This is a genomic window from Streptomyces sp. NPDC029956, assembly GCF_055574655.1.
Genome location: NZ_JBVHZJ010000037.1, coordinates 42,232 through 64,291, shown reverse-complemented (window position 1 = coordinate 64,291; position 22,060 = coordinate 42,232). Strand labels below are relative to the sequence as shown.

At 72.1% G+C, this 22,060-nt stretch carries 15 protein-coding genes and 1 pseudogene; 6 read left to right on the top strand and 10 right to left on the bottom strand.

The features are described from left to right. Position 1: 1 nt before the first annotated feature. The 6 genes from ACZ4XX_RS26490 to ACZ4XX_RS26465 all read right to left on the bottom strand — a co-directional run bounded on the left by ACZ4XX_RS26490 (position 2) and on the right by ACZ4XX_RS26465 (position 11,466). Positions 2-2,314: a molybdopterin oxidoreductase family protein gene (locus ACZ4XX_RS26490; protein WP_468510366.1), complete on the bottom strand. Its 2,313-nt coding sequence runs from the start codon at positions 2,312-2,314 to the stop codon at positions 2-4. After that, on the bottom strand, positions 2,311-3,462 hold the full coding sequence (locus tag ACZ4XX_RS26485) for an MFS transporter (RefSeq protein ID WP_468510365.1): 1,152 nt from the start codon (positions 3,460-3,462) through the stop codon (positions 2,311-2,313). Before ACZ4XX_RS26485 ends, ACZ4XX_RS26490 begins: the two co-directional genes overlap by 4 nt. A 97-nt stretch (positions 3,463-3,559) precedes the next feature. Next, the gene (gene pflA / locus ACZ4XX_RS26480) at positions 3,560-4,384 is read right to left on the bottom strand and encodes a pyruvate formate-lyase-activating protein (RefSeq protein ID WP_468510364.1); all 825 of its coding nucleotides are present in this window, start codon (positions 4,382-4,384) and stop codon (positions 3,560-3,562) included. Between the two features lie 80 nt (positions 4,385-4,464). Continuing rightward, positions 4,465-6,804 (bottom strand): formate C-acetyltransferase, encoded by a 2,340-nt coding sequence (pflB, locus tag ACZ4XX_RS26475; protein WP_468510363.1) that lies wholly within the window; start codon positions 6,802-6,804, stop codon positions 4,465-4,467. A gap of 225 nt (positions 6,805-7,029) precedes the next feature. Continuing rightward, positions 7,030-8,451: an MFS transporter gene (locus tag ACZ4XX_RS26470; protein WP_468510362.1), complete on the bottom strand. Its 1,422-nt coding sequence runs from the start codon at positions 8,449-8,451 to the stop codon at positions 7,030-7,032. Positions 8,452-8,607: 156 nt separating this feature from the next. After that, the gene (locus tag ACZ4XX_RS26465; protein ID WP_468510361.1) at positions 8,608-11,466 is read right to left on the bottom strand and encodes an FAD-dependent oxidoreductase; all 2,859 of its coding nucleotides are present in this window, start codon (positions 11,464-11,466) and stop codon (positions 8,608-8,610) included. 318 nt (positions 11,467-11,784) lie between these two features. Here ACZ4XX_RS26465 and ACZ4XX_RS26460 point away from each other — a divergent pair, with 318 nt between their 5' ends. From ACZ4XX_RS26460 to ACZ4XX_RS26445, 4 genes are all read left to right on the top strand, one after another. Continuing rightward, positions 11,785-12,519, top strand: a complete 735-nt coding sequence (locus ACZ4XX_RS26460) for a sirohydrochlorin chelatase (protein ID WP_468510360.1) — start codon at positions 11,785-11,787, stop codon at positions 12,517-12,519. Positions 12,520-12,707: 188 nt separating this feature from the next. Further along, entirely contained in the window at positions 12,708-13,937 is a 1,230-nt protein-coding gene (locus ACZ4XX_RS26455; RefSeq protein WP_468510359.1) for a low temperature requirement protein A, read from the top strand. Positions 13,938-13,963: 26 nt separating this feature from the next. Beyond that, positions 13,964-15,070: a P1 family peptidase gene (locus tag ACZ4XX_RS26450; protein WP_468510358.1), complete on the top strand. Its 1,107-nt coding sequence runs from the start codon at positions 13,964-13,966 to the stop codon at positions 15,068-15,070. A gap of 82 nt (positions 15,071-15,152) precedes the next feature. Then, positions 15,153-15,995: a DUF6227 family protein gene (locus ACZ4XX_RS26445; RefSeq protein WP_468510357.1), complete on the top strand. Its 843-nt coding sequence runs from the start codon at positions 15,153-15,155 to the stop codon at positions 15,993-15,995. A 72-nt stretch (positions 15,996-16,067) separates the two neighbouring features. Here the strand turns inward: ACZ4XX_RS26445 and ACZ4XX_RS26440 are convergent, their stop codons facing one another. After that, positions 16,068-17,159 (bottom strand): glycosyltransferase, encoded by a 1,092-nt coding sequence (locus tag ACZ4XX_RS26440; RefSeq protein WP_468510356.1) that lies wholly within the window; start codon positions 17,157-17,159, stop codon positions 16,068-16,070. Between the two features lie 281 nt (positions 17,160-17,440). Between ACZ4XX_RS26440 and ACZ4XX_RS26435 the strand changes: the two genes are divergently transcribed. Then, positions 17,441-18,466 carry a hypothetical protein gene (locus ACZ4XX_RS26435; protein ID WP_468510355.1) on the top strand — a complete coding sequence of 342 codons (1,026 nt, stop codon included), beginning with the start codon at positions 17,441-17,443 and terminating at the stop codon, positions 18,464-18,466. A 93-nt stretch (positions 18,467-18,559) separates the two neighbouring features. Here the strand turns inward: ACZ4XX_RS26435 and ACZ4XX_RS26430 are convergent, their stop codons facing one another. The 3 genes and pseudogenes from ACZ4XX_RS26430 to ACZ4XX_RS26420 all read right to left on the bottom strand — a co-directional run bounded on the left by ACZ4XX_RS26430 (position 18,560) and on the right by ACZ4XX_RS26420 (position 20,667). Then, entirely contained in the window at positions 18,560-18,844 is a 285-nt protein-coding gene (locus ACZ4XX_RS26430; protein WP_468510388.1) for a hypothetical protein, read from the bottom strand. Between the two features lie 13 nt (positions 18,845-18,857). After that, positions 18,858-19,061 (bottom strand): annotated as a pseudogene (locus ACZ4XX_RS26425) (PTS fructose transporter subunit IIB); the annotation flags it as partial. A gap of 70 nt (positions 19,062-19,131) precedes the next feature. After that, complete coding sequence (locus ACZ4XX_RS26420; RefSeq protein WP_468510354.1) at positions 19,132-20,667, bottom strand: MFS transporter; 1,536 nt, start codon at positions 20,665-20,667, stop codon at positions 19,132-19,134. A gap of 62 nt (positions 20,668-20,729) precedes the next feature. On the opposite strand from ACZ4XX_RS26420, the gene ACZ4XX_RS26415 reads away from it, so the two are divergent. Then, positions 20,730-21,692 carry a helix-turn-helix transcriptional regulator gene (locus tag ACZ4XX_RS26415; protein ID WP_468510353.1) on the top strand — a complete coding sequence of 321 codons (963 nt, stop codon included), beginning with the start codon at positions 20,730-20,732 and terminating at the stop codon, positions 21,690-21,692. Positions 21,693-22,060 lie beyond the last annotated feature (368 nt).

Here is a 22,060-nt window from a genome sequence, read left to right as displayed (position 1 = left end):
GTCAGCTCCTCTCCGCGGTGCCGCGGCCCTGGGGGGAGGTGGGGGGCAGCGGGTCGGTACGGGAGACCTGGGTCTCCGGGTAGGCCTGGTGGCCCGGTGCGGTGGGTGGGGCGGGGACCTCGTCGATCCGTTCGGCGGCCTCGATGCGGGCGGCGCAGACCTTGTACTCCGGGATCTTGGAGCGGGGGTCGAGGGCGTCGATGGTGAGGGCGTTGGCCGCGGTGGGGACCGGCCAGTGGTACGGGACGAAGACGGTGTCGGGGCGGATGGCCTCCGTGACGAGGGCGGGGAAGACCTCGCTGCCGCGGCGGGTGACGACCCGGACGGGGTCGCCGTTGCGGAAGCCGTGGGAGGGGTGGACCTCGACCCAGGGGCGCGGGGTCTGTTCGACGAGGGCGCCCAGGCGGCGGGTCTGGTTGCCGGAGAGGAAGTGGGCGACGGTGCGGCCGGTGGTCAGCGAGAGGGGGAACTCCTCGCTGTACGGGTCCATGGGCGGGTGCCACTCGACGACCTGCATGTGGATCATGCCGTCGGGGTGGTAGGTGCGGCCGTTCTCGAAGAGGCGTGGGGTGCCGGGGTGTTCGGTGCTGGGGCACGGCCAGGCGATGCCGCCGGTCTCCTCCAGGCGCTCGTAGGTGATGCCGTAGTAGTCGTTGACGGTTCCGGCGGAGGCGATGCGGAGTTCCTCGAAGACGGAGCGGGAGTCGGGGAACTCGAACTTGTCGCCCGCGCCGAGCCGGCGGGCGAGTTCGCAGATGACCCAGGTGTCGGTGCGGACGCCGGCGGGCGGTTCCTGGGCCTTGTTGTGCTTGACGACCCGGGCCTCTGCGTTGGCCATGACGCCCTCGTCCTCGGCCCACACGGTGACGGGGAAGACCACGTGCGCGTTGGCCGCGGTCTCGGAGAGGAAGAAGTCGAACTGGGCGTGGAACTCGAGGGTGTCGTAGCCGTCCTTGACGGTGGCGTAGTTGGGCAGCGAGACGAAGGGGTTGTTGCAGATGCCGACGAGTCCGCGGATCTCCTTGCGCTGCATCTGCCAGACCATCTCCATCATGGAGGTTCCGGCGGGCGGGAGTTCGGCCTCGTCGATGCCCCAGATCTCGCAGATCTGGCGGCGGTGCTCGGGGTTGGTGATGGAGCGGCCGCCGGGGAGGAGGTCGGACTTCTGGCCGTGCTCGCGGCCGCCCTGGCCGTTGCCCTGGCCGGTGATGGTGCCGTAGCCGGCGCCGGGCCTGCCGATGTGTCCTGCGGCGACGCACAGGTTGATGATGCTGAGGCAGTTCTCGACGCCCTGGGAGTGGTGCTCGACGCCGCGGGCGTGCCAGGCCATGGCCCGGTCCGCGCCGGCGAACATGCGGGCGACCTGGACGATCTGCTCCTCGGGGACACCGCAGATCTCGGCCGACCGGGCAGGCGGGTACGCGGCGACGGTCGCCTTGACCTCCTCCCAGCCGGTGGCGTGGGCGGCGAGATAGGCCTCGTCGGTGAGGCCCTCGGCGACGACGACGTGGAGGACGGCGTTGAAGAACGCGGAGTCGGTGCCGGGCTTGATGGCGACGTGGACGTCCGCCGTGCGGGCGATCGCGGTCTCGCGCGGGTCGACGACGATGAGGGTGGCGCCCCGGTCGCGGGCTCCCCACAGGTACTGGGTCATGACGGGGAAGCACTCGCCGACGTTGGAGCCTGCGATGAGGAGGCAGTCGGTGAGGAGGATGTCGGAGAAGGGGTTGCCGGCCCGGTCGATGCCGAAGGCGAGCTTGTTGGCTCCGGCGGCGGAGACCATGCAGAGGCGTCCGTTGTAGTCGACGTGCCGGGTCTTGAGCGCGACCCGGGCGAACTTGCCGACGAGGTAGGTCTTCTCGGAGTACAGGCTGGCGCCGCCGAGGAGGCCGAAGGCGTCGTGGCCGTACTCGCCCTGGATCCGGCGGATCTCGGCGACGGTGTGGTCGAGGGCCTCGTCCCAGCTGACCTCGCGGAACTCCTCGTCGCGGTTGCGGCGCATGAGGGGCGCGGTGAGCCGGTCGGGGTGGTTGACCTGCTGGTACGCGTTGATGCCCTTGGGGCAGAGCCGCATCCGGTTGATGTCGTGGTTGCGCGGTTCGACGCCGAAGACCTTGCCGCCGCGGTCGACGCGGAGGTACATGCCGCACTGGACGCCGCAGAAGCAGCAGTGGGTGGGGACGAGGGTCTCGCCGTTCTGGTCGGCGTGCCAGCGGTCGGCGGGGATGCCGCCGGCGTCGCGGAAGTTGCGGGTGCCGGGCGGGGCGAGGGAGGGGTCGAGCGGCAGCGCCCTGTTCGGGTCGGTCGCGGTCACTTGAAGCCCTTCTTCACGTGGTCGAGGTAGGCGTTGCCGCGCAGGACGCGCTTGCAGCGGGGGCAGTACTCGGCCCACTCGTCGAAGCCGAGGTCGAGGTCCCGCATGGTGCCCTTGAGGTTCTCCACGTACGGGGCGGTGTCGATGGGCTCGTGGCAGCGGCGGCAGGCGAGCACCTCCTCGTCCTTGCGGCGGGCGGTGTACTTGAAGAGCTGCATGCCGACGGCGGCGGGCCGCTGGACGATGTGGAAGAACTTCCCGAAGGGGATGTAGATGAGGGTGAAGACGACCGACACCATGTGGAGGATCGCGAGGAACTCGTAGCCTCCGCCGTGCAGGAAGATCGACGAGAAGGTGAGCAGCAGCCCGGTCACGGAGATGACGATGAGGGCGAGCAGCGGCACCAGGTCGTAGGCGAAGCGCTGGCCGGTGATGGCTCCGCGGTCCTTCATGCGGCGCCAGAGGAAGTAGCCCGCGCCGGGGATGACCAGGACGGCGGCGATGTCGAGGCCGTGGAACATGAGCCAGCCGACGACGCTGAGGGCGTCGAAGCCGAGGATCTTGAAGCCCCAGATCCGCATCTCGTAGCCGGGGCCCGAGCCGGTGGACGAGGTGAAGGTGAACCAGCCCCAGGTGAGGGGGAAGGTGATCGCGGCGGCCAGCAGACAGCCCCAGAAGATGAGCTGGTGGGCGGCCCAGCGGGCGTGCGAGCGGGCGCCGAGGAACTTCTGGAAGCCGAGGTAGGTGGCGATCATCTTCGGGAGCGCGGTGGGCGCCTTGCGGAAGTTCGCGACGGAGAAGAGGGAGCCCCAGCCCTTGTGGAAGAGGCGGCGGGCGCCGGGGGCGGAGATCCAGACGGTGTAGCGGTAGGCGACGCCGAAGGCGAGGAAGACCGTGGCGACGGCGTAGGGCAGCAGGGCCGAGTCGAAGTTCTGGAGCAGACGGCTGCCGAAGACGATCGCGAGGATCAGCAGTACGGAGACGACGGTGCCCGCGAGGGTGGCGCGGCGGTGCACGGCGGCCGGGGTCTGCGGGGGGAGGCCGGCGGCCGGCGGTTCTCCCGGCGCGGGGCTGCCGGCGGCTGGGGCGCCCGGTGTGGGGTCGCCCGGCGGAGGTGTCGGCTCGGCTGTCTGCGGTGGCTCGGTCACGCGGCCACGGTAAGGCCGTAAGGGCGTTTTTGCCCTGTTTTACGGGGTTCTGGGGTGAGGGCGTCGCCCGGACGGGTTCGGGTGTCGCGCCGGGGCCTCAGACCGCGTTCAGGCCGTGGGCACGGAACACCTCGCGGGCCTCGGCGACCTGCTCGGGCGTCGGGGAGGGCGTGTCGTGCAGGGTGAACGGCCTGGCGAGTGCCTGCCACTTCGCTTCGCCGAGCTTGTGGAAGGGCAGGATGTCCACGCGGGAGACGTTGCCGAGACCCCCGGCGAAGGCGGCGACTCCCTCCACGTCGGCCGGGTCGTCGGTGAGGCCCGGGACGAGGACGAAGCGGACGTGGACCTCCTGGCCGAGGTCGGCGAGACGCCTGGCGAAGTCGAGGGTCGGCGCGAGCGGCCGGCCGGTGACCTCCTGGTACGTGGCGGGGTCCGAGGACTTGATGTCGAGCAGGACCAGGTCGGTGTCGCGCAGCAGGGCGTCGGTGGCGCGGACGCCCAGGAAGCCCGAGGTGTCGAGGGCCGTGTGCAGGCCGAGCTCGTGCTTCATCCGGTGCAACAGCTCGCCGGTGAAGACGGGCTGGAGGAGCGGTTCGCCGCCGGAGACGGTGGCTCCGCCCCCGGAGGCCGAGATGAAGCGGACGTACTTGCCCGCCTCGGCGATCACGGCGTCGGCGGAGGAGCGCCTTCCGTTGCGCATCTTCCAGGTGTCGGGGTTGTGGCAGTAGAGACAGGTGAGGGGGCAGCCCGAGAGGAAGGTGACGAAGCGGGTGCCGGGGCCGTCGACACCGGTGGACAGGTCCCAGGAGTGGACCGAGCCCTCGGAGGGGCGCCGGGTCGCGGCGGCGGCCGGGGTGGCGGGGCGTGCCGAGGCGGTCGCCGCGGCGGCCGGAGTGGTGGGCCCGAGGGCGAGGCTGGTCATGGCAGGGCCTCTTTCGATCGTGTCGGGCGCGCCCCGGTTCCGGGGTGAGGGCCACCGGCCCCGGGGCGCGGTCGAGGGGGCTACAGGGAGCCGTGGAAGGTGCGGTTCAGGACGTCGAGCTGCTGCTCGCGGGTGAGCCGGACGAAGTTGACCGCGTATCCGGAGACCCGGATGGTCAGCTGCGGGTAGTTCTCCGGGTGCTCCATGGCGTCCATGAGGGTGTCGCGGTTGAGGACGTTGACGTTCATGTGGAAGCCGTCGACGGCCATGAAGCCGTCGAGGACGCCCGCGAGGTTCCTGATCCGCTCCTCGGGGGTGCGGCCCAGGCCGTCGGGGGTGACGGTGTTGGTCAGCGAGATGCCGTCCTCGGCGTCCTCGTACGGGAGTTTGGCGACCGACAGGGCCGAGGCGACGTAGCCGTGGGTGTCGCGGCCGTTCATCGGGTTGGCGCCCGGCGCGAAGGGCTCACCGGCGCGGCGCCCGTCGGGGGTGTTGCCGGTCTTCTTGCCGTAGACGACGTTGGAGGTGATGGTCAGGACGGACTGGGTGTGTTCGGCGTTCCGGTAGGTGGGGTGCTTGCGCACCTTCCTCATGAACTCCTCGACCAGCCGTACCGCGATCTCGTCGGCCCGGTCGTCGTTGTTGCCGTAGGCCGGGTAGTCGCCCTCGACGGTGTAGTCGGTGGCCAGGCCGGACGCGTCGCGGTGCACCGTGACCCGGGCGTACTTGATGGCGGACAGGGAGTCGACGGCGACCGAGAGGCCGGCGATGCCGAAGGCCATGGTGCGGCGCACGTCGCGGTCGTGGAGTGCCATCTCGATGCGCTCGTAGGCGTACTTGTCGTGCATGAAGTGGATGACGTTCAGCGAGTGGACGTAGACGTCGGCGAGCCACTCCATCTGCTCGTCGAACCTGGCCATGACCTCGTCGTGGTCGAGGACTTCGGCCGCCCCCTTCTCCATGGAGCGCAGCGCGCCGGTGTCGGGGCCGACCTGGACGCCGGACTTCTCGTCGCGGCCGCCGTTGATCGCGTACAGGAGGGTCTTGGCGAGGTTCACCCGGGCGCCGAAGAACTGCATCTGCTTGCCGACGGGCATCGCGGAGACGCAGCAGGCGATGGCGGTGTCGTCGCCGAAGCGGGGGCGCATCAGCTCGTCCGACTCGTACTGGACGGAGGAGGTGTCGATGGAGACCTTCGCGCAGAACTCCTTGAAGCCCTGGGGCAGGCGCGGCGACCAGAAGACGGTCATGTTCGGCTCGGGGGCCGGGCCGAGGTTGTAGAGGGTCTGGAGGTAGCGGAAGGAGGTCCGGGTGACCAGCGGGCGGCCGTCCTCGCCCATGCCGGCGAGGGACTCGGTCACCCAGGTCGGGTCGCCGGAGAAGCCCTGGTCGTACTCCGGGGTGCGCAGGAAGCGGACGATGCGGAGCTTGATGATGAAGTCGTCGACGAGCTCCTGGGCCTGCTCCTCGGTGAGGACACCGGCCTCGATGTCCCGCTGGAGGTAGACGTCGAGGAAGGTGGAGGTGCGGCCGAGGGACATCGCCGCGCCGTTCTGCTCCTTCACGGCGGCGAGGTAGGCGAAGTACAGCCACTGGACGGCGTCGCGGCCGGTGACGGCGGGGCCGGAGATGTCGTGTCCGTAGGAGGCGGCCATCGCCTTGAGTTCGCCCAGGGCGCGGATCTGCTCGGCGAGTTCCTCGCGGAGCCGGATGGTCTCCTCGATCGAACGGTTCCCGGCGGGGAGCGGGTCGAGCTCCGCCTTCTCCTCCTTCTTCACCTCGACGAGACGGTCGACGCCGTAGAGGGCGACACGGCGGTAGTCGCCGATGATGCGGCCGCGGCCGTAGGCGTCGGGGAGTCCGGTGACGACTCCGGCCTTGCGGGCGGCACGGATCTCGGGGGTGTACGCGTCGAAGACACCGGCGTTGTGGGTCTTGCGGTACTCGGTGAAGACCTTCTCCAGCTCCGGGGAGACGGGGTAGCCGTAGGTCTCCAGGGCGCCGGCGACCATGCGCCAGCCGCCGTACGGCATGATCGCGCGCTTCAGCGGGGCGTCGGTCTGGAGGCCGACGATCAGGTCCTTGTCGCGGTCGATGTAGCCGGGGGCGTGGGCGGTGATGGTGGACGGCACGTCGTACGAGACGTCGTGGACGCCCTTGGCGCGCTCCTCGGGGAACCTGTCCGTGATGGCCTTCCACACGGCGGTGGTCCGCTCGGTGGGTCCGGCCAGGAAGGAGTCGTCGCCCTCGTACGGCGTGTAGTTCTGCTGGATGAAGTCGCGGACGTCGACGGCGTCGCGCCAGAGTCCGCCCTTGAAGCCCTTCCAGGCCCGCTCGTTCACCGTTGCCTCAGCAGGGGTCGCAGTCACTGCCCGCACCGCCTTCTTCGATTCATTCGATCGCGTCGTTGCTCCCTCCATTCCACTCCTCCTGATCGATCGTTTCGGTCGGCGATGGTCACCTCCGGACGGCCTTAGGTCCTGTTCCGTATACGCAGAAAGACCCCGCCGCGCGGGGTCTTTCTGCGGGTCCTTTCCACGGGCCTTTCCACGGGCCTTTCTCAGGAGTCTCTGCGGGCCTCTCCAGGGTCTCTCCGGGCCTCTCCGGGGTCTTCCGGGGTCTCTCCGGGGTCTTCCGGCGTCGGGTCAGCTGGGGGCCTCGGCGCTCTTGCGGGCGTAGAACCACCAGGTCACGACCATGCAGCTGACGTAGAAGGCGACGAATCCCCACATCGCGCTGGTCACGTCCACCGAGCCGAACAGGGCCGGGATGAAGAAGAAGCCGTAGGCAGCGACGGCCGAGGTGAATCCGGTGACGGCACCGGACTCCATCTCCGCCTGCTTCAGCGCCCTGGTGTATTCCGGGGTGCCTTCCACGAGTCCCTTGAGGTGGGTGCCGCGGAAGATGACCGGGATCTGGCGGAAGGTCGAGCCGTTGCCGATCCCGGAGAAGAAGAACGCCGCGAGGAAGCAGAAGAAGAAGCCGTAGAACGAGCCGCCGTCACTGCCCGAAGGCAGGAATTCGATCACACCGACGAGGGAGACGGCCATGCCCACGAAGGACAGAATGGTGACCCGGGCGCCGCCCCACTTGTCCGCGATCCAGCCGCCGCCCCAGCGGGCGAGCGCGCCCACGGCGGGGCCCATCCAGGCGTAGGTGGCGATCGAGTAGTCCGGGAACGTGGTCTTGATCAGCATCGGCAGGGCGGCGGCGAAGCCGATGAAGGAGCCGAAGGTGCCGACGTACAGCCAGGTCATCAGCCAGTTGTGCTTGCGCCTGAAGATGATCTTCTGCTGCTTGAACGGGGTCGAGGCGACCTTCAGGTCGTTCTGTCCGAACCAGGCGACGGCCGCGAGGATCAGCAGGACCGGCACCCAGAGGAAAGCGGCGTTCTGCAGGTGGACGGGGGTGCCGTCGGCCTTGTGCTGGGCCGAGCCGATCGCGATCGTCGACCAGGTGATCACGATCGGGGTCAGCAGCTGCACGACGGAGACGCCGAGGTTGCCGAGACCACCGTTGATGCCGGTCGCGCTGCCCTTCTTCGCCTTGGGGAAGAAGAAGCCGATGTTGGCGAGGGAGGAGGCGAAGTTCGCGCCGCCGATGCCGCAGAGGGCGGCGATGGCGACCATCACGGCGTACGGGGTCGTCGGGTCCTGGATGGCGACGCCGAGCCAGATCAGCGGCACGATCAGCACGACCGTCGACAGCGCGGTGAAACGGCGCTGGCCGACCATCGGACCGAGGAAGGTGTAGAAGATCCGGGCGGTGCCGCCGGTCAGACCGGGGATGGCCGTCAGCCAGAACAGCTGGGAGGTCGAGAAGCCGAAGCCGACGTCCTTGAGGTTGGTCGCGGTGACCGACCAGACCTGCCAGACGACGAACGCCACGAGCAGCGCCGGCACGGCGATCCACAGGTTGCGGGTGGCGACCTTCTTGCCGATCGACTTCCAGAAGAGCTCGTTCTCCGGCTCCCAGTCGGTGATCGGCTTGCCGGGGCGGTACTGCTCCGTGTCGTACGAGGCGGAGGGCCCGCCCGTCCTTCTGCTGTCCTGGACTACGGAACTCATGGCGCTTCCCTGACTTCCCTGTTCGGGGCTTTCCTTGCTCTTCCAGGCTGCGCCGCGGGGTGGGGGGCGGGTCAGTGCCGATGGTCGCCGGACGGGCGGGCCAAGGTCGGGCCGTCGGGCGGGCCAAGGTCGGGCGGTCGGCGGGCCTAGGTCCCCTCAGGGGCGGGCCGTAGGCACCGGGAGGACCGGGAGGGTCACCGCCGGGTCGTCGAGGCAGGCGCCCGTCAGCAGGTCGAACTCCTGCTTGTGCAGGGGGGACGCCACCACCGGCACCCCGTCCCGGCTGCCCATGATCCCGTCCGCGATGACGTCGGACCCCGAGAACGGGTCCCGGTTGCCCACCGCGTACACCGCGCCGTCCCCGTCCCGGAACAGCGCCGCCTCGGTGCCGTCCGCGAGGACCGCCGCCCGGCCCCGGCCCGGCTCCAGGAACTCCGCGCCCGCCACGTGCGGCTCGAAGCGGGCCAGGGCCGCCGGGTCGTCGAGGACGGCCTGCCACTCGTCGCGGTACGCGGCCACGTGCCGGTCCATCTGTGCCTCGAGCTCCGCGCAGATCCCCAGCGAGTCCTCGATCAGGACCTCCCTGAGGTGCGCGGTCCCGCCGCCGATCCGTTCCAGCCACGCCGAGGTGCGTTCGAGGCGCTCCGCGGTCCGTACGTAGTACATGAGGAACCGGTCGATCAGCGCGAACAGCCCGGCGGCCGTCAGGTCGGAGGCGAGCAGGTCGGCGTGGCGGGGGTCGGTACCGCCGTTGCCGCACACGTACAGGTTCCAGCCGCCGGCGGTGGCGATCACGCCGATGTCCTTGCCCCGGGCCTCCGCGCACTCGCGCAGACAGCCCGAGACCCCGCCCTTGATCTTGTGCGGGGCGCGCAGGCCCCGGTAGCGGAGCTCCAGGTCGATCGCGAGCTGCACCGAGTCGCCCTGCCCGAAGCGGCAGAACCGGGACCCGACGCAGGACTTCACCGTGCGCAGGGACTTCCCGTACGCCTGCCCCGACTCGAAACCGGCCGCGATCAGCCTGCGCCAGATGGCGGGGAGTTCCTCCTTCCGCGCGCCGAAGAGGTCGATCCGCTGGCCGCCGGTGATCTTGCTGTAGAGGCCGTGGTCGCGGGCCACCTCGCCGATGACGATGAGCTGTGCGGCGGTGATCTCGCCGCCCGGGACGCGCGGCACGACCGAATAGGTGCCGTCCTTCTGGAGGTTGGCGAGGAAGAGGTCGTTGGAGTCCTGGAGCGCGGCCTGCTCGCCGTCGAGGACGTGACGCAGGCCGAGTTCGGGGGCGAGGCTGCCGAGGACGTTGGCGACGACGGGCTTGCAGACGACGCAGCCGACGCCCGCATGGGCACCCGCGCGCGCCTTCCCGCCCCGGGCCGCGCCCCCGTTCCCTCCCGCGCCCGCGTCGGCGTCGGCGGCCGAGGTCGCGCCGCCGGAGCCGTACCGCTCCATCAGCTCGGTGAACGAGCGGATGTGCTCGGTGCGGATCAGTTCGTAGATCTCGGGGCGGGTGAGCTCGGGGAAGTGCTCGCACAGCCCGCGGGACCTCTCCACGCCCGCCGCGTCGAGGACGGCCCGGAGCGTGTTCACACAGCCGCCGCAGCCCGTGCCCGCCTTGGTGCAGCGCTTGATGCCGCCGATGTCGGTCAGGCCGTGCTCGGCGATCGCTCCGGCCACCGCGCCCTTGGTCACGTTGTGGCAGGAGCAGACGACGGCGTCGTCGGGGAGCGCGTCCGCGCCGGGCAGTTCCGCCCCGGCCGCGCCGGCCGGGAGGAGGAACGCCTCGGGAGGGCCGGGAAGCCGACGGCCCGCGTGCGGCTTGAGGGAACCGTACGCCTCGGCGTCGCCGACCAGGATGCCGCCGAGGAGCTGCCCCTCGGGGCCGAGCAGCAGCTTCTTGTAGACGCCCTCGCGGCCGTCCGAGAACACGATCCCGGTGGCCCGCGGCCCACCGTCCCGCCCGTCGGCGAACGGGTCGCCGAAGGAGGCCACGTCCGCGCCGAGCAGCTTCAGCTTCGTGGAGGTGTCGGCGCCCGTGAACACCGTCGTACCGGAGCCGGCGAGGTGGTCGGCGACCGCCTCCGCCATCTGGTAGCCGGGCGCGACCAGCCCGTACACCCGCCCGTCGGAGGTCTGCGCGCACTCGCCGATCGCGTACACGAACGGATCGGTCGTCCGGCAGCGCTCGTCCACCGCCACTCCCCCGCGGTCCCCGACCGCGAGCCCCGCCTCGCGGGCGAGCCGGTCGCGCGGCCGCACCCCGGCGGAGAAGACGACGACGTCGGCGGGGAGCCGTTCGCCGTTCGACAGCCTCAGGGCAGCGGCCTTCCCGTCGGCGTCCGTCTCGACCTCGACGGCGCCGACCCCGGTGTGCACGGCCACGCACATCGACTCGATCGTCGCGCGCAGGGCCGCCGCGCCGCCGTCGTCGACCTGGAGCGGCATGAGCCGGGGCGCGAACTCGACGACGTGCGCGGCGAGTCCGAGAGTGCGGAGCGCCCCGGCGGCCTCCAGGCCGAGGAGTCCGCCGCCGATGACGACACCGGTCCCGGCCTGCTCGGCGTACCGGGTGAGGGCGTCGACGTCGTACAGCGTGCGGTACGTGAAGCAGCCGGGCGCGTCGGCGCCGGGGATCGGCGGCACGAAGGGGTACGAGCCGGTCGCCAGGACCAGCGCGTCGTACGGGACGACCGCGCCGGAGGTGGTGGTGACCGTGCGGGCGGCCGGGTCGAGGTGCTCGGCCGGGTCGCCGAGCCGCAGGTCGATGCCGTGTCCGGAGAGGAACTCGGGTGTGGAGAGACCGAGTTGGTTGGGGTCGGTGCCGGTGAAGACGGAGGACAGGTGCACCCGGTCGTAGGCGGGCACGTCCTCCTCGGCGAGCACCGTGACCCGCCAGCCGGGGCCGCCGGGCACGGCCGGGTCGGCGAGCGCGCCGCGCTCGGCCAGCGCCTCCAGGAGCCGGTGGCCGACCATGCCGTGGCCGATGAGCACGAGGGTCTGTGTCCGCTGGGCGGCCATGGCGGTCTCCGTGGGGTGGGGGGTCGGGTTCGCGGTACCGGTCGCGGTGCTGGTTCGCGGTGCTGGTTCGCGTACGGGTGGCTTCTCCTCCGACCGTAGGGGCGCGGGGTGGGCGTGTCGGGGCCGTGAACGGCCCGAGGATCCGGGACTTGCGACCCCCCGGCCGGGGCCGAACGGCGCGGCCGCGGGGCGGTGGCGCGGGCTTAGCGTGAGCGGGTGGGGCCGCGACGACGAACGACACCGTCGCGCGGCCCCCGACGGGACCGACAGGACCCGGGGGGCGTTGCGTCGCACGAGCGGGGGCGGGTGGAGGGCCGGATGACACGCGACCTGGTCCTCGCCGTGCACGGGAGCACCGTGCCCGAGGCGGGCGGGACGATCGCACGGCTCGCCGAGTCCGTGCGCGGACTGAGCGGCGCGCCCGTCGCCGTCGGGCACCTCGACCACCGGGCGCCCTCCCTGCCGTCCGTCCTCGCGGACCGGCCCGGGGCGGTCGTCGTGCCGCTGCTCCTCGGCGACGGCTACCACCGCACCGTCGACCTCCCGGCCCTCGCCCGCCCCTTCGACTGCACGGTCACACGCGGGCTGAGCGGCGAACACGCGGTGGCCCTCGCCCTCCACGACCGGCTGCGGGCCGCCGAACGGGCGGCCGGCGGTCCGGCGGACGCGGTCGTCGTCGCCGGCGCGGGTTCCTCCCGGCCGGGCGGCAACGACGGCACCCTCGCGGCGGTCCGGCAGCTCGGCCTGCTCCTGCCGGTACCGGTGACCCCCGCGTACTGCTCGGCGAGCACCCCGACTCCGGCCGAGGCGGTCGCGCTGCTGCACGCCGGTGGCTTCCACCGGGTCGCGGTGGCCACCCATCTCCTCGCCCCGGGCCGCTTCACGCGCGCGCTTGCCGCCGTCCCGGGCACCTGGACGGTCGCGGCCCCGATCGCCGACCACGCGCGCGTGGCGCGGCTCGTGGTGGCACGGTGGACGGGGGCGGGGGCGGGCGGACGCGCGTCGGCGGGAACGGGCGGGCTGCAGGCCGCGGGAACGCGGGCAGCAGCCTGAGGCCCCTCGGGCTGCTGCCCGCGTCCCCGCCACCTGAGGCCCCTCGGGCTCGCGGCCGGTCCCGCCACCTGAGGGCGCCCCTCCGCCTCGCGCCCTGCCCCGCCGCCCGGATGCCGTCCGGCTCCGGGCCGGTCCCGATTCGCGTGGCATGTGAGCAGGAGAGCCTTCGGCTCTGATGTGCTGGGGCCATGACACAACCGTTCCTCCCCCTCACCGCGCGCTCCCGCGAGGAGTCGCACCGGGCTGCCACGCCCCTGGAGCTCTTCTTCGACCTCTGTTTCGTCGTCGCCGTCGCCCAGGCGGGCGCGGAACTCGTACACGCGGTCGCCGAGGGCCACGCAGGCGAGGGGATCATCAACTACGCGATGATCTTCTTCGCGATCTGGTGGGCGTGGATGAACTTCACGTGGTTCGCCTCGGCCTACGACAACGACGACGTGCCGTACCGCGTCGTCACCCTCGTCCAGATCGCCGGCGTGCTGATCCTCGCGGCCGGCGTCTCGCGGGCCTTCGAGGACCACGACTTCCTCGTCGTGTTCATCGGCTACGTCGTGATGCGACTGGCGCTCGCCTCGCAGTGGCTGCGGGCCGCGCACCACGCCACCGATCCCGCCGAGCGGACGATGTGCCGGCGGTACGCGGGCGGGGTCGTCGTCGTACAGATCGGCTGGAGCGCGCTGCTCTTCGTGCCGGAGGCGGCCCTCCCGTGGGTCTTCCTCGTCATGGCACTGGCCGAGACGGCCGTGCCCCTGGTCGCGGAGAGGGACGCGCCCAGCACCTGGCACCCGCACCACATCGCCGAGCGGTACGGCCTGTTCACCATCATCGTGCTCGGTGAGACCGTCGCCGCGGCGACGGTGGCAGTGAAGACCGGCATCGCCGAGAACGACGCCCTGGGCGAGGTGCTGCCGATCGCCGCCGGAGGGCTGCTGCTCGTCTTCGCCGCCTGGTGGATCTACTTCGTCGTGCCCGCGCACAACCGGCTGACCTCCAGCCGTGAGGCCTTCCGGTGGGGATACGGCCACTACGTGATCTTCGCGGCGGCGGCGGCCGTCGGCGCGGGCCTGGAGATCGCCGTGGAACAGGCCGTGGGCAAGGCCCACATCTCCACGCTCGCCGCCTCGGCGGCGGTGACGATCCCGTCCGCCGTGTTCCTGCTGTCCGTCTGGCTCCTCCACGCCCGCTACTTCAAGGTCGGCCTCGCGCAGCAACTCGTCCTGCCCGTCTCGGCGCTCGCGATCCTGATGTGCTCGTTCGCGGGCCGCTGGGCGGTCCTGGCCGCGGGCGTCGTCGCGGCGGCGACGGTCGCGGTCGGCGTGACCCTGACGGCGAGGAACCCGGCGGCGCGACCGGGCGCGGGCACGGGGACGAACACGGGGACAGGCACGGGGACGGGCGCCGGCACGACGACCGGCTGAACCGGTCCGCGTGGTAGGCAGGAGACATGACACAGCCCGAACAGCACGGGACGACGGACTCGATCACCGATGTGCGCGGTCTGCGCGTGGGGCACGCGCGCGTGAAGGGCGAAGGGGCGCTGAGCGGTACGACCGTGGTGCTCGCGCCGGCCGGCGGGGCCGTCGCCGCCGTGGACGTGCGGGGCGGCGGGCCGGGTACGCGGGAGACGGACGCGCTCGACCCGCGCAACGTCGTCCAGCGGATCGACGCCGTGGTCCTGACCGGCGGCAGCGCGTACGGCCTGGAGTCCGCCGCCGGCGTGATGGCCTGGCTGGAGGAGCGGCACCGGGGCGTGCGGGTGGGTCCCGACCCCTCCCACGTCGTGCCGGTGGTGCCCGCCGCGTGCGTCTTCGACCTGGGCAGGGGTGGTGACTTCACGGCCAGACCCGGACCGGCGACGGGGCGGGCGGCGGTGGAGGCGGCCGACGCGAGCGGGGACCACGCGCGCGTGGAGACGGGCGCGGTCGGCGCGGGCACGGGCGCCGTGGTCGGCGGCCTCCGGGGCGGGGTGGGCACGGCGAGCACCGTCCTGGAGTCCGGGATCACGGTCGGCGCGCTCGTGGTCGTCAACGCGGTGGGTTCGGCCGTCGACCCGGCCACGGGTGCCCTGTACGGGAGTTACGGGGACTCTTCCGACGGCGGTCTGCCCACCTTCCCCGATCCGGCGGTGCACCAGGCCGCACTGCGGCGCCTCGCGGAGGCGCGGGAGGCGGCCGCCCCGCCCCCGCTGAACACCACGCTCGCCGTCGTCGCGACCGATGCCGTGCTGACCCGCGCACAGGCGCAGAAGGTCGCGGGCACGGCGCACGACGGCATCGCGCGCGCCCTGCGCCCGGTGCACCTCATGAACGACGGCGACACCGTCTTCACCCTCGCCACCGGGGCGCGCGAACTACCGGAAGATCCCGGTCCGCTGGCCCTGAACGAGATCCTGGCGGCCGGCGCGGACCTGGTGACGCGGGCGATCGTCCGGGCGGTGCTCACGGCTCCCGGCGGCCTGCGCGGGCCGGGCGGGGACTTCCCCTCGTACCGCGAGCTCTACGGCGGTCCGCACGGGCCGAACCGACCGCGATCGGAGCCGTACTCCCGGTAACGGCAAGGGAGTTGGGCAAGAAGGGCCCGGACGGGCGGGAACTTCCCTCCGACCCCCTTCGTTTTCCGGAACCCCGGACGCAATGTCGGACCCAGGGACTACGTTAAGCAAGCACCGAGTGACATGCGGCGACGGCCTGGAGACCCTCTTGAACGATCCGCAGGATCCTCACGATCCGTACGAGACGACCGAGACGCACCTTGAGCGACTCCTCGGCCGGGCGCTCAACTCCTTCGACCTGCCCGACTCGACCGTCGAGCGCCTCGGCACGGCGCTCGCGCACTCCAGCGCGCTCCATTCCTCGCACCACAGCGCGTCGCTGCACCGCGCCACCTACCGCCACACGTATCTGCTGAGCGACGGCTCGGCCCTCAGCCTCTGGGAGCTCACGCACAACGCCGGCCGGGACGGCACCGAGCAGCACGAGCTGTACGCCGAGGAGTCGGAGGCCCGGCTCGCCGCCTCCCGCCTCCCCACCGGCCCCCTGCCGGGCTGGACCGCCGAGCACTCCGACGGCCGCGCCTTCGACGAGGACGACGACCTGGAGCTGCTGAGCGCGCTGCTCGCCCGCCCGATACCCGTCCAGCCCCGGATGTACGTGCCGGACAACTCCGCCGACCACGCCCGCCGCGTCCTGCGGCGCGCGGAGAACGCGGACCGGCCGGGCTCTGCGACGGCCCGCCGGCTCCGGCTGGCCTTCGCCCACCACATCACCCAGGCCTTCGGCCGCCACTGTCCGGTGGACGGGGGCCGGGACGCCGGCTTCACCCTCTACGAGCACCAGTTCCTGCTGCTCGACGGCACCGAGGCCAGTCTGTGGGAGGTCGAGCACACGGCGACCCCGGACGGACGCCACATGTGCGAGGTGTACGAGGACGAGCGCGCGGCCCGCGACGCGATGGAGTCGCGCTCCCGGGTCCGCTGACGTCCCCGCACCCGACCCCTCGGCCGCCCCCGCGCCCGTCCTCGCCCCGTGCCCCCGTACGGCTCCGAGTGCTCAGACCAGCGCGGGGGCGTCCGCCGTCTCCGCGAGACGCTGCACGGCGAACGCCCGGTTGGCGCGGGTCTGTTCGCGGTACGTCTCCGGCAGGTCCGGCAGACCGAGCAGCCGGTCGCAGGCGGCGAGGGAGGCGGCGTGGTCGCCGACCCAGTACGCGGTGATCGAGTACTCGAAGAGCAGCCCCCACCGGTACACCCAGGGCTGCATGAACAGCAGGTCGTCGGGCTGCTCCCGGTCCAGGACGGCGGAGACCACGGCATGGGCCGCCCGGTAGCGGCGCATCTTCCGCAGCCGCGCCACCAGCTCGTAGCAGGCCTCGAGGCGGTCCGGCCGGGACTCCCAGGCACGGGAGAGCGCGTCCATCGCGGTCGGCCAGTCGCCGTTCTCGGCGCGGAGGACACCGGACTGGAGCAGGGAGTAGTAGACCTCCTCGCCCCAGCCGCCCATGGCCGCACGCCGCTCGTAGAGGTCGGCGGCCTCCTGGGCGCGGCCGAGGTCGCGGAAGGTCTGCGCGAGGTAGAAGACGGTGCGCGGGTTCGACGGGTCGCGTTCCAGCTCGGCGCTCAGGAGGCGGGCGTCGCGCTCGAACTTGTCGTGCCGTGAGCCGCCGTCCGCGTAGTCCTCGATGACGAGGGCGTCGAGGTTCTCCTGGACGCGGTCGCCCTCGGCCGTCAGGTACTCGTGGGTGACACCCTCGTACCGCCACGGCAGACCGGCCCTGACCAGGCGTTTGATGCGGTACTCCAGTGCCCCCTCGTGCCGGAGCATGTACCCGTCGGCGGTGAGCGCGGGCAGCGGGCCCTCCTGGCGGAGGACGTGGTCGGCGTCGAGGAGCAGGAGGTAGTCGGCGCGGCCGCGGGCGTGCGCGATGTTCAGGCTGCGGTTGTGGCCGAAGTTCTCCCACGGCTCCTCGCGCAGCTCGCCGGGGATGCCGGCGAGGGCCGTCCTGATCAGCTCCTGGGTCCCGTCGGTGGACCCCGTGTCCGAGATGACCCAGGTGTCCACGAGACCGCGGACGGAGGCGAGGCAGCGCTCGATGACCGCGGCCTCGTTCTTGACGATCATGCACAGGCAGATGGACGGCTTCACGGCAACACCACCTCCGGCGGTTCGGTCGGGGGGCGACGGTACGCAGGACCCGTTGCAGGGGCGGCTGCGGCACGCCGGGGAGGCGCTCCAGGTTCGCCGTGCCGTACGCAGCCATTCGACTGGCGGGACTACGCCATGGCGGCGCAACGCGTCCAGGACCCATCAAGTTCTCGCCGTCGCGATCCGGTGATCCGATGGGAAGCCCATCTGGGCTTCCGTCTTCGTTCCACCCCCCGCATCGTGGCGCCGGCGCTCGCAGCCGGCGGAGGAAAGGAGCATGCATGCGTCCTGATCCCAGGACTCTGTCCAGGTCCAAGCTCGGTCCGCTGCCCCGGCGGCGCGTCTGGGTGGGCGGCGGTGCGCTGGCCTCGGTCGCACTCGTCCTCACGGGCCTCGCACCCACCGCGTCGGCATGGGCCGGCCCCACGGCGGGTGCCCCGGCGGGCACGGCGGCCGCCGATCCGACCGGCGGCTGCAAGCCCCGGGCGGCGCAGGAGTCGGCCCCGGAGCAGTACGGCGAGCAGGGCCGCCCGATGACCGCCGCCCTCCAGGAGTTCCTGGACGAGGAGGTCGGACGCCTGGTCGGGGACGCCCAGGCACGCACGCTCGGCGCCCCGGAGTCGCCGGACGGCGGCTGCAAGGGCCCGAAGGGCAACACGGGCCCGACGGGACCGAAGGGCCCCACGGGCCCGCCCGGACCGAAGGGCAACACGGGAGCGACGGGAGCCACGGGCGCTACCGGTGCCACGGGTGCCACCGGAGCGACGGGTGCGACGGGTGCGACCGGAGCCACGGGAGCTACCGGTGCGACCGGAGCCACCGGAGCGACGGGTGCGACCGGAGCCACCGGAGCCACGGGAGCCACGGGAGCCACGGGAGCCACCGGAGCGACCGGCGCCACGGGAACCACCGGGCCCTGCTCCGACATCGCCATCTACGACCCGAACGGCACCGAGGACTTCCAGGTCGTCCTCCACAACGGCAAGGTGTCCGCGGGCCGGGCCGCTTCGCTCGGCGGGAACCCGATCGTCTGGACGGACCTCACCAACGCCACGGCGGTCGGCATGGACCCCGCCAACCCGAACTATCCGGCGGGTGTGTGCTCCGTGGGCATCGAGGCGCAGGGCGACGACGCCTACATCAAGGTGCTCACGACCGGTGGTGAGGTGTGGCAGACCCACGGTGACGTCAACGGCACCAACTTCATCTGGGACGAGGCCTGGGTCCAGCGCACGACGCCTCCGGCCCTCCGCTCCACGACGTTCACGCGCGGCACGATCGACCAGGATGCCGTGAACCGCTCCTGACGGAGCGTTGAGACACCGAGGGGCGGTGCGTTCGCCGATACCGCACCGCTCCTCGCGTCCGTCCCTCGCAACCGGCCCCGCGCCGGGACCGGGTCAGGCCGCCACGGCCACCCCGGTCCCGGACGGGGCCTGTTCGGCGTCCGGAGCCGACGCCGGAGCCGCATCCCGGGCAGCGTCCGGGCCCGCCTCCGGGGCCGGCTTCCGCAGGCCCTTGAGGAGGATGACGAGTCCCGCGCTGACGAGCGTGCCCGCGACGATCGCGAGCGGGTACGGCAGCGGGTTTCCGATCAGCGGCAGGACGAACAGGCCGCCGTGCGGGGCCCGCAGAGTGCACTCGAAGGCCATCGACAGGGCTCCGGTGACCGCGCCGCCCGCCATCGTCGCCGGGATGATCGGCGGGGCGGTTGATGCCGGCCTTGACGCCGACGTCGACGGTGGCCTTTCCGACGAACCGTTCCTTCTCCCGTACGGGCACGTCGTGCGCGAAGATCACGCCGTCGGCTGCGGCGACGACGGCCGGGTCGAGCCGGGTGAACCCGGCGGATCCCTGCGTCTCGACGACCACGTCCACACCGGCGGCACGGCCGGCGTTCTCCGTGTCCGGAGATGACGAAGGGCCCTGCTCCCGGGACGATCCCCGGGACCAGGGCCCTGCCGCGGCCGGCTCAGTGCGCGAGCGCCGGCTCCTTGCCGATCGCGGCGTCGTCGCCGTCGTCGCCACCCTCCAGGTGCTGCTTCGGATGCGCCGGAAGGGCGAACATCACCACGAAGATCACGCCGAGCACGACCGCCACCCAGCCCATCGCGTTCTGGAAGGCGTCGGCGAACGCCAGGCCCGCCTCGGTCGGCGACTTCGGCGCGGGCTTGCCGTCGATCACGCCGAAGAAGACCACCGACACCAGACCGAGCCCGAGCGCGTTGCCCATCTGCCCGGTCGTGTTGATCAGACCCGAGGCCGACCCCGCGTGCTCCTTCGGCACCTCCGAGAGGACCGCGTCCGTCAGCGGCGCCACGATCAGCCCCATGCCGAGCCCCATGACCACCAGCGGCGGAATCATCTGCCAGGACTCGATGCCCGTCCCGTACCGGCCCGCCTCGAAGAGGTAGAGCAGGACACCCGCGATCATCGTGAGCGCGCCCGTCTGGAGCACCTTCCGGCCGAAGCGCGGCACCAGCTTCTGCACCGAGAGACCGGCCGCCGTCGATACCGCGATGGAGAACGGCACGCCGGTCAGACCCGCCCGCAGCGGGCTCCAGCCGAGGCCGATCTGCATGTACAGCGTCCAGACCAGGAAGAAGATGCCCATCACGACACCGAAGGTCAGCTGCACCGCGATGCCCGCCGCGAAGCTCTTCACCTTGAACAGCGACAGCTCGACGAGCGGCGAGCCGTCCTTCTTCGTCTTGTACTTCTCGTACGCGACGAGCGCGCCGAAGACGACCAGGCTGCCGGCCATCATGAAGTGGCCCCACACCGGCCAGTCCAGCTCACGCCCGCGCGTCAGCGGGTAGATCAGCATCAGCAGCGCCGCCGTCACCAGGAGCACACCGACGATGTCGAGGCGGAGCGCCTTCGGGGCCTTCGACTCGGTGATGAACTTGCGGCCCAGGAGCAGGCCCGCGATGCCCACCGGCAGGTTGATGAGGAAGATCGGACGCCACTCCAGGCCCGCGATGTTCCACTGCGTGAGCAGCGCGCCGAGCAGCGGGCCCGAGACGGCGCCCAGCCCGATGATCGCGCCGAACAGGCCGAAGACCTTGCCGCGCTCGTGCGCGGGGAAGGTGACGTGGATGATCGACAGGACCTGCGGCACCATCATCGCGGCCGCCGCGCCCTGGAGGAGGCGGGAGGCGACCAGCATCTCCGGGTTGGCCGCGAAGCCGCAGAGCGCGGAGGCGATCGTGAAGCCCGCCGTACCGAGGAGGAAGAGCCGCTTGCGGCCGTAGATGTCTCCGAGCCGTCCGCCGGTGATCAGTCCGGCCGCGAACGCGAGCGCGTACCCGGCGGTGATCCACTGGATGGCCCCGAAGGTGGCGCCGAGGTCCCGTTCGATGCTGGGGATCGCGATGTTGACGATGGTCGCGTCGACCAGGTCCATGAAGGCGGCCGTCATGACGATGGCCAGGGCTATCCAGCGCCGCTTGTCGCTCGTGTCGGTGGGGGCCGCGTCCGTGGTGACGCCGGCGTCGTGTGCACTCATACGGAGAAGATAAAGGCCATCTAGGTCAAAAGACGGCCTAGATGGCCGCCATCCTGGGATTCATGAACGACACCCCGGTACGACTCCTGAATCTGCTCTCGCTCCTTCAGACCCCGCGCGAGTGGCCCGGCAGCGAGCTCGCCGAACGGCTCTCGGTCTCCCCACGCACCATCCGTCGCGACATCGACCGGCTCCGCGACCTCGGCTATCCCGTCGAGGCGACGCTCGGCGCGGTCGGAGGCTACCGGCTCGTCGCCGGCACGGCCATGCCGCCGCTGCTCCTCGACGACGAGGAGGCCGTCGCCATCGCGGTCGGGCTGCGGGCGGGGGCCGGGCACGCGATCGAGGGGGTGGAGGAGGCGTCGGTACGGGCCCTGGCGAAGCTGGAGCAGGTGCTTCCGGCGCGGCTCCGGCACCGGGTCTCGACCCTCCAGAACGCGACGATCCCGTTGACGAGGGGGGACGGCGCGACGGTCACCCCTGCCACTCTCACCACCCTGGCGGGCACGGTCACCGGCCGCGAGAAGCTCCGCTTCGGGTACCGGGCGGGCGACGGGGTCGAGTCGAAGCGCCTGGTCGAGCCCTACCGGCTGGTCTCCACCGGGCGCCGGTGGTACCTGGTCGCCTACGACCTGGGGCGGGAGGACTGGCGGACCTTCCGGGTGGACCGGGTGAGCGACCCGCTCGCCACGGGGGCCCGCTTCACCCCGCGGGAGCTGCCGGCGGGCGACGCGGCACAGCTCCTGGTCCGCTCCATGTCGCGGGCGCAGCCGGAACTCGACCTGGACGTCACCTTCGACGCACCGGCCGACTTCGTCACGGCGCGCCTCCCGTCCCACCTGGTCCCGACGGCGACGGGCCCGACGACCTGCCGTCTCCGCGCGCGCTCGACGGACTCGGTCGAATGGCTGGCCATCCGCCTGGCCCTGGTGGACGCGCCTTTCACGATCCACGGCCCGGAGTCACTGATCACGTACGTGGAAGACCTGGGAGCACGACTGACGACGGCGGCGACACGCGACTGACACGACGTGGCTGCGGCCGGAGGTGGCGGGCTGCGCCGGGACACGGACGCGGCTCGGTTGCGTACGGGTGCGGCCGGCCGCGGCCTTGACCGCGTCCGGCTGTGGCCGGCGCGTGCACGGCCCCCGGGCCTGCTGTCGCCGACGGGCTCGCCCCACGTGGGAGCCCGCAGCCGACGTCGTACCGCCCGGGTGGTGCGGGTGGGAAACCCGGGGCGGCCAGAAGGCCGGGGGCGCGGCGCGGCAGGCGCCGACCCGCCCCGGGGCACCCGGGCGGGGGGGGGGGGGGGGGGGGGGGGGGGGGGGGGGGGGGGGGGGGGGGGGGGGGGGGGTGGGGGGGGGGGGGGAGGGGGGGGGGGGGGGGGTGTGTT

What these genes read in the sequence shown, in the direction of transcription:
- pflA (WP_468510364.1), bottom strand. Translation starts at nt 4,384, where the DNA reads ATGACCAGCCTCGCCCTCGGGCCCACCACTCCGGCCGCCGCGGCGACC.
- pflB (WP_468510363.1), bottom strand. Translation starts at nt 6,804, where the DNA reads ATGGAGGGAGCAACGACGCGATCGAATGAATCGAAGAAGGCGGTGCGG.
- ACZ4XX_RS26470 (WP_468510362.1), bottom strand. Translation starts at nt 8,451, where the DNA reads ATGAGTTCCGTAGTCCAGGACAGCAGAAGGACGGGCGGGCCCTCCGCC.
- ACZ4XX_RS26465 (WP_468510361.1), bottom strand. Translation starts at nt 11,466, where the DNA reads ATGGCCGCCCAGCGGACACAGACCCTCGTGCTCATCGGCCACGGCATG.
- ACZ4XX_RS26460 (WP_468510360.1), top strand. Translation starts at nt 11,785, where the DNA reads ATGACACGCGACCTGGTCCTCGCCGTGCACGGGAGCACCGTGCCCGAG.
- ACZ4XX_RS26455 (WP_468510359.1), top strand. Translation starts at nt 12,708, where the DNA reads ATGACACAACCGTTCCTCCCCCTCACCGCGCGCTCCCGCGAGGAGTCG.
- ACZ4XX_RS26450 (WP_468510358.1), top strand. Translation starts at nt 13,964, where the DNA reads ATGACACAGCCCGAACAGCACGGGACGACGGACTCGATCACCGATGTG.
- ACZ4XX_RS26445 (WP_468510357.1), top strand. Translation starts at nt 15,153, where the DNA reads ATGTCGGACCCAGGGACTACGTTAAGCAAGCACCGAGTGACATGCGGC.
- ACZ4XX_RS26435 (WP_468510355.1), top strand. Translation starts at nt 17,441, where the DNA reads ATGCGTCCTGATCCCAGGACTCTGTCCAGGTCCAAGCTCGGTCCGCTG.
- ACZ4XX_RS26430 (WP_468510388.1), bottom strand. Translation starts at nt 18,844, where the DNA reads ATGGCGGGCGGCGCGGTCACCGGAGCCCTGTCGATGGCCTTCGAGTGC.
- ACZ4XX_RS26420 (WP_468510354.1), bottom strand. Translation starts at nt 20,667, where the DNA reads ATGAGTGCACACGACGCCGGCGTCACCACGGACGCGGCCCCCACCGAC.
- ACZ4XX_RS26415 (WP_468510353.1), top strand. Translation starts at nt 20,730, where the DNA reads ATGAACGACACCCCGGTACGACTCCTGAATCTGCTCTCGCTCCTTCAG.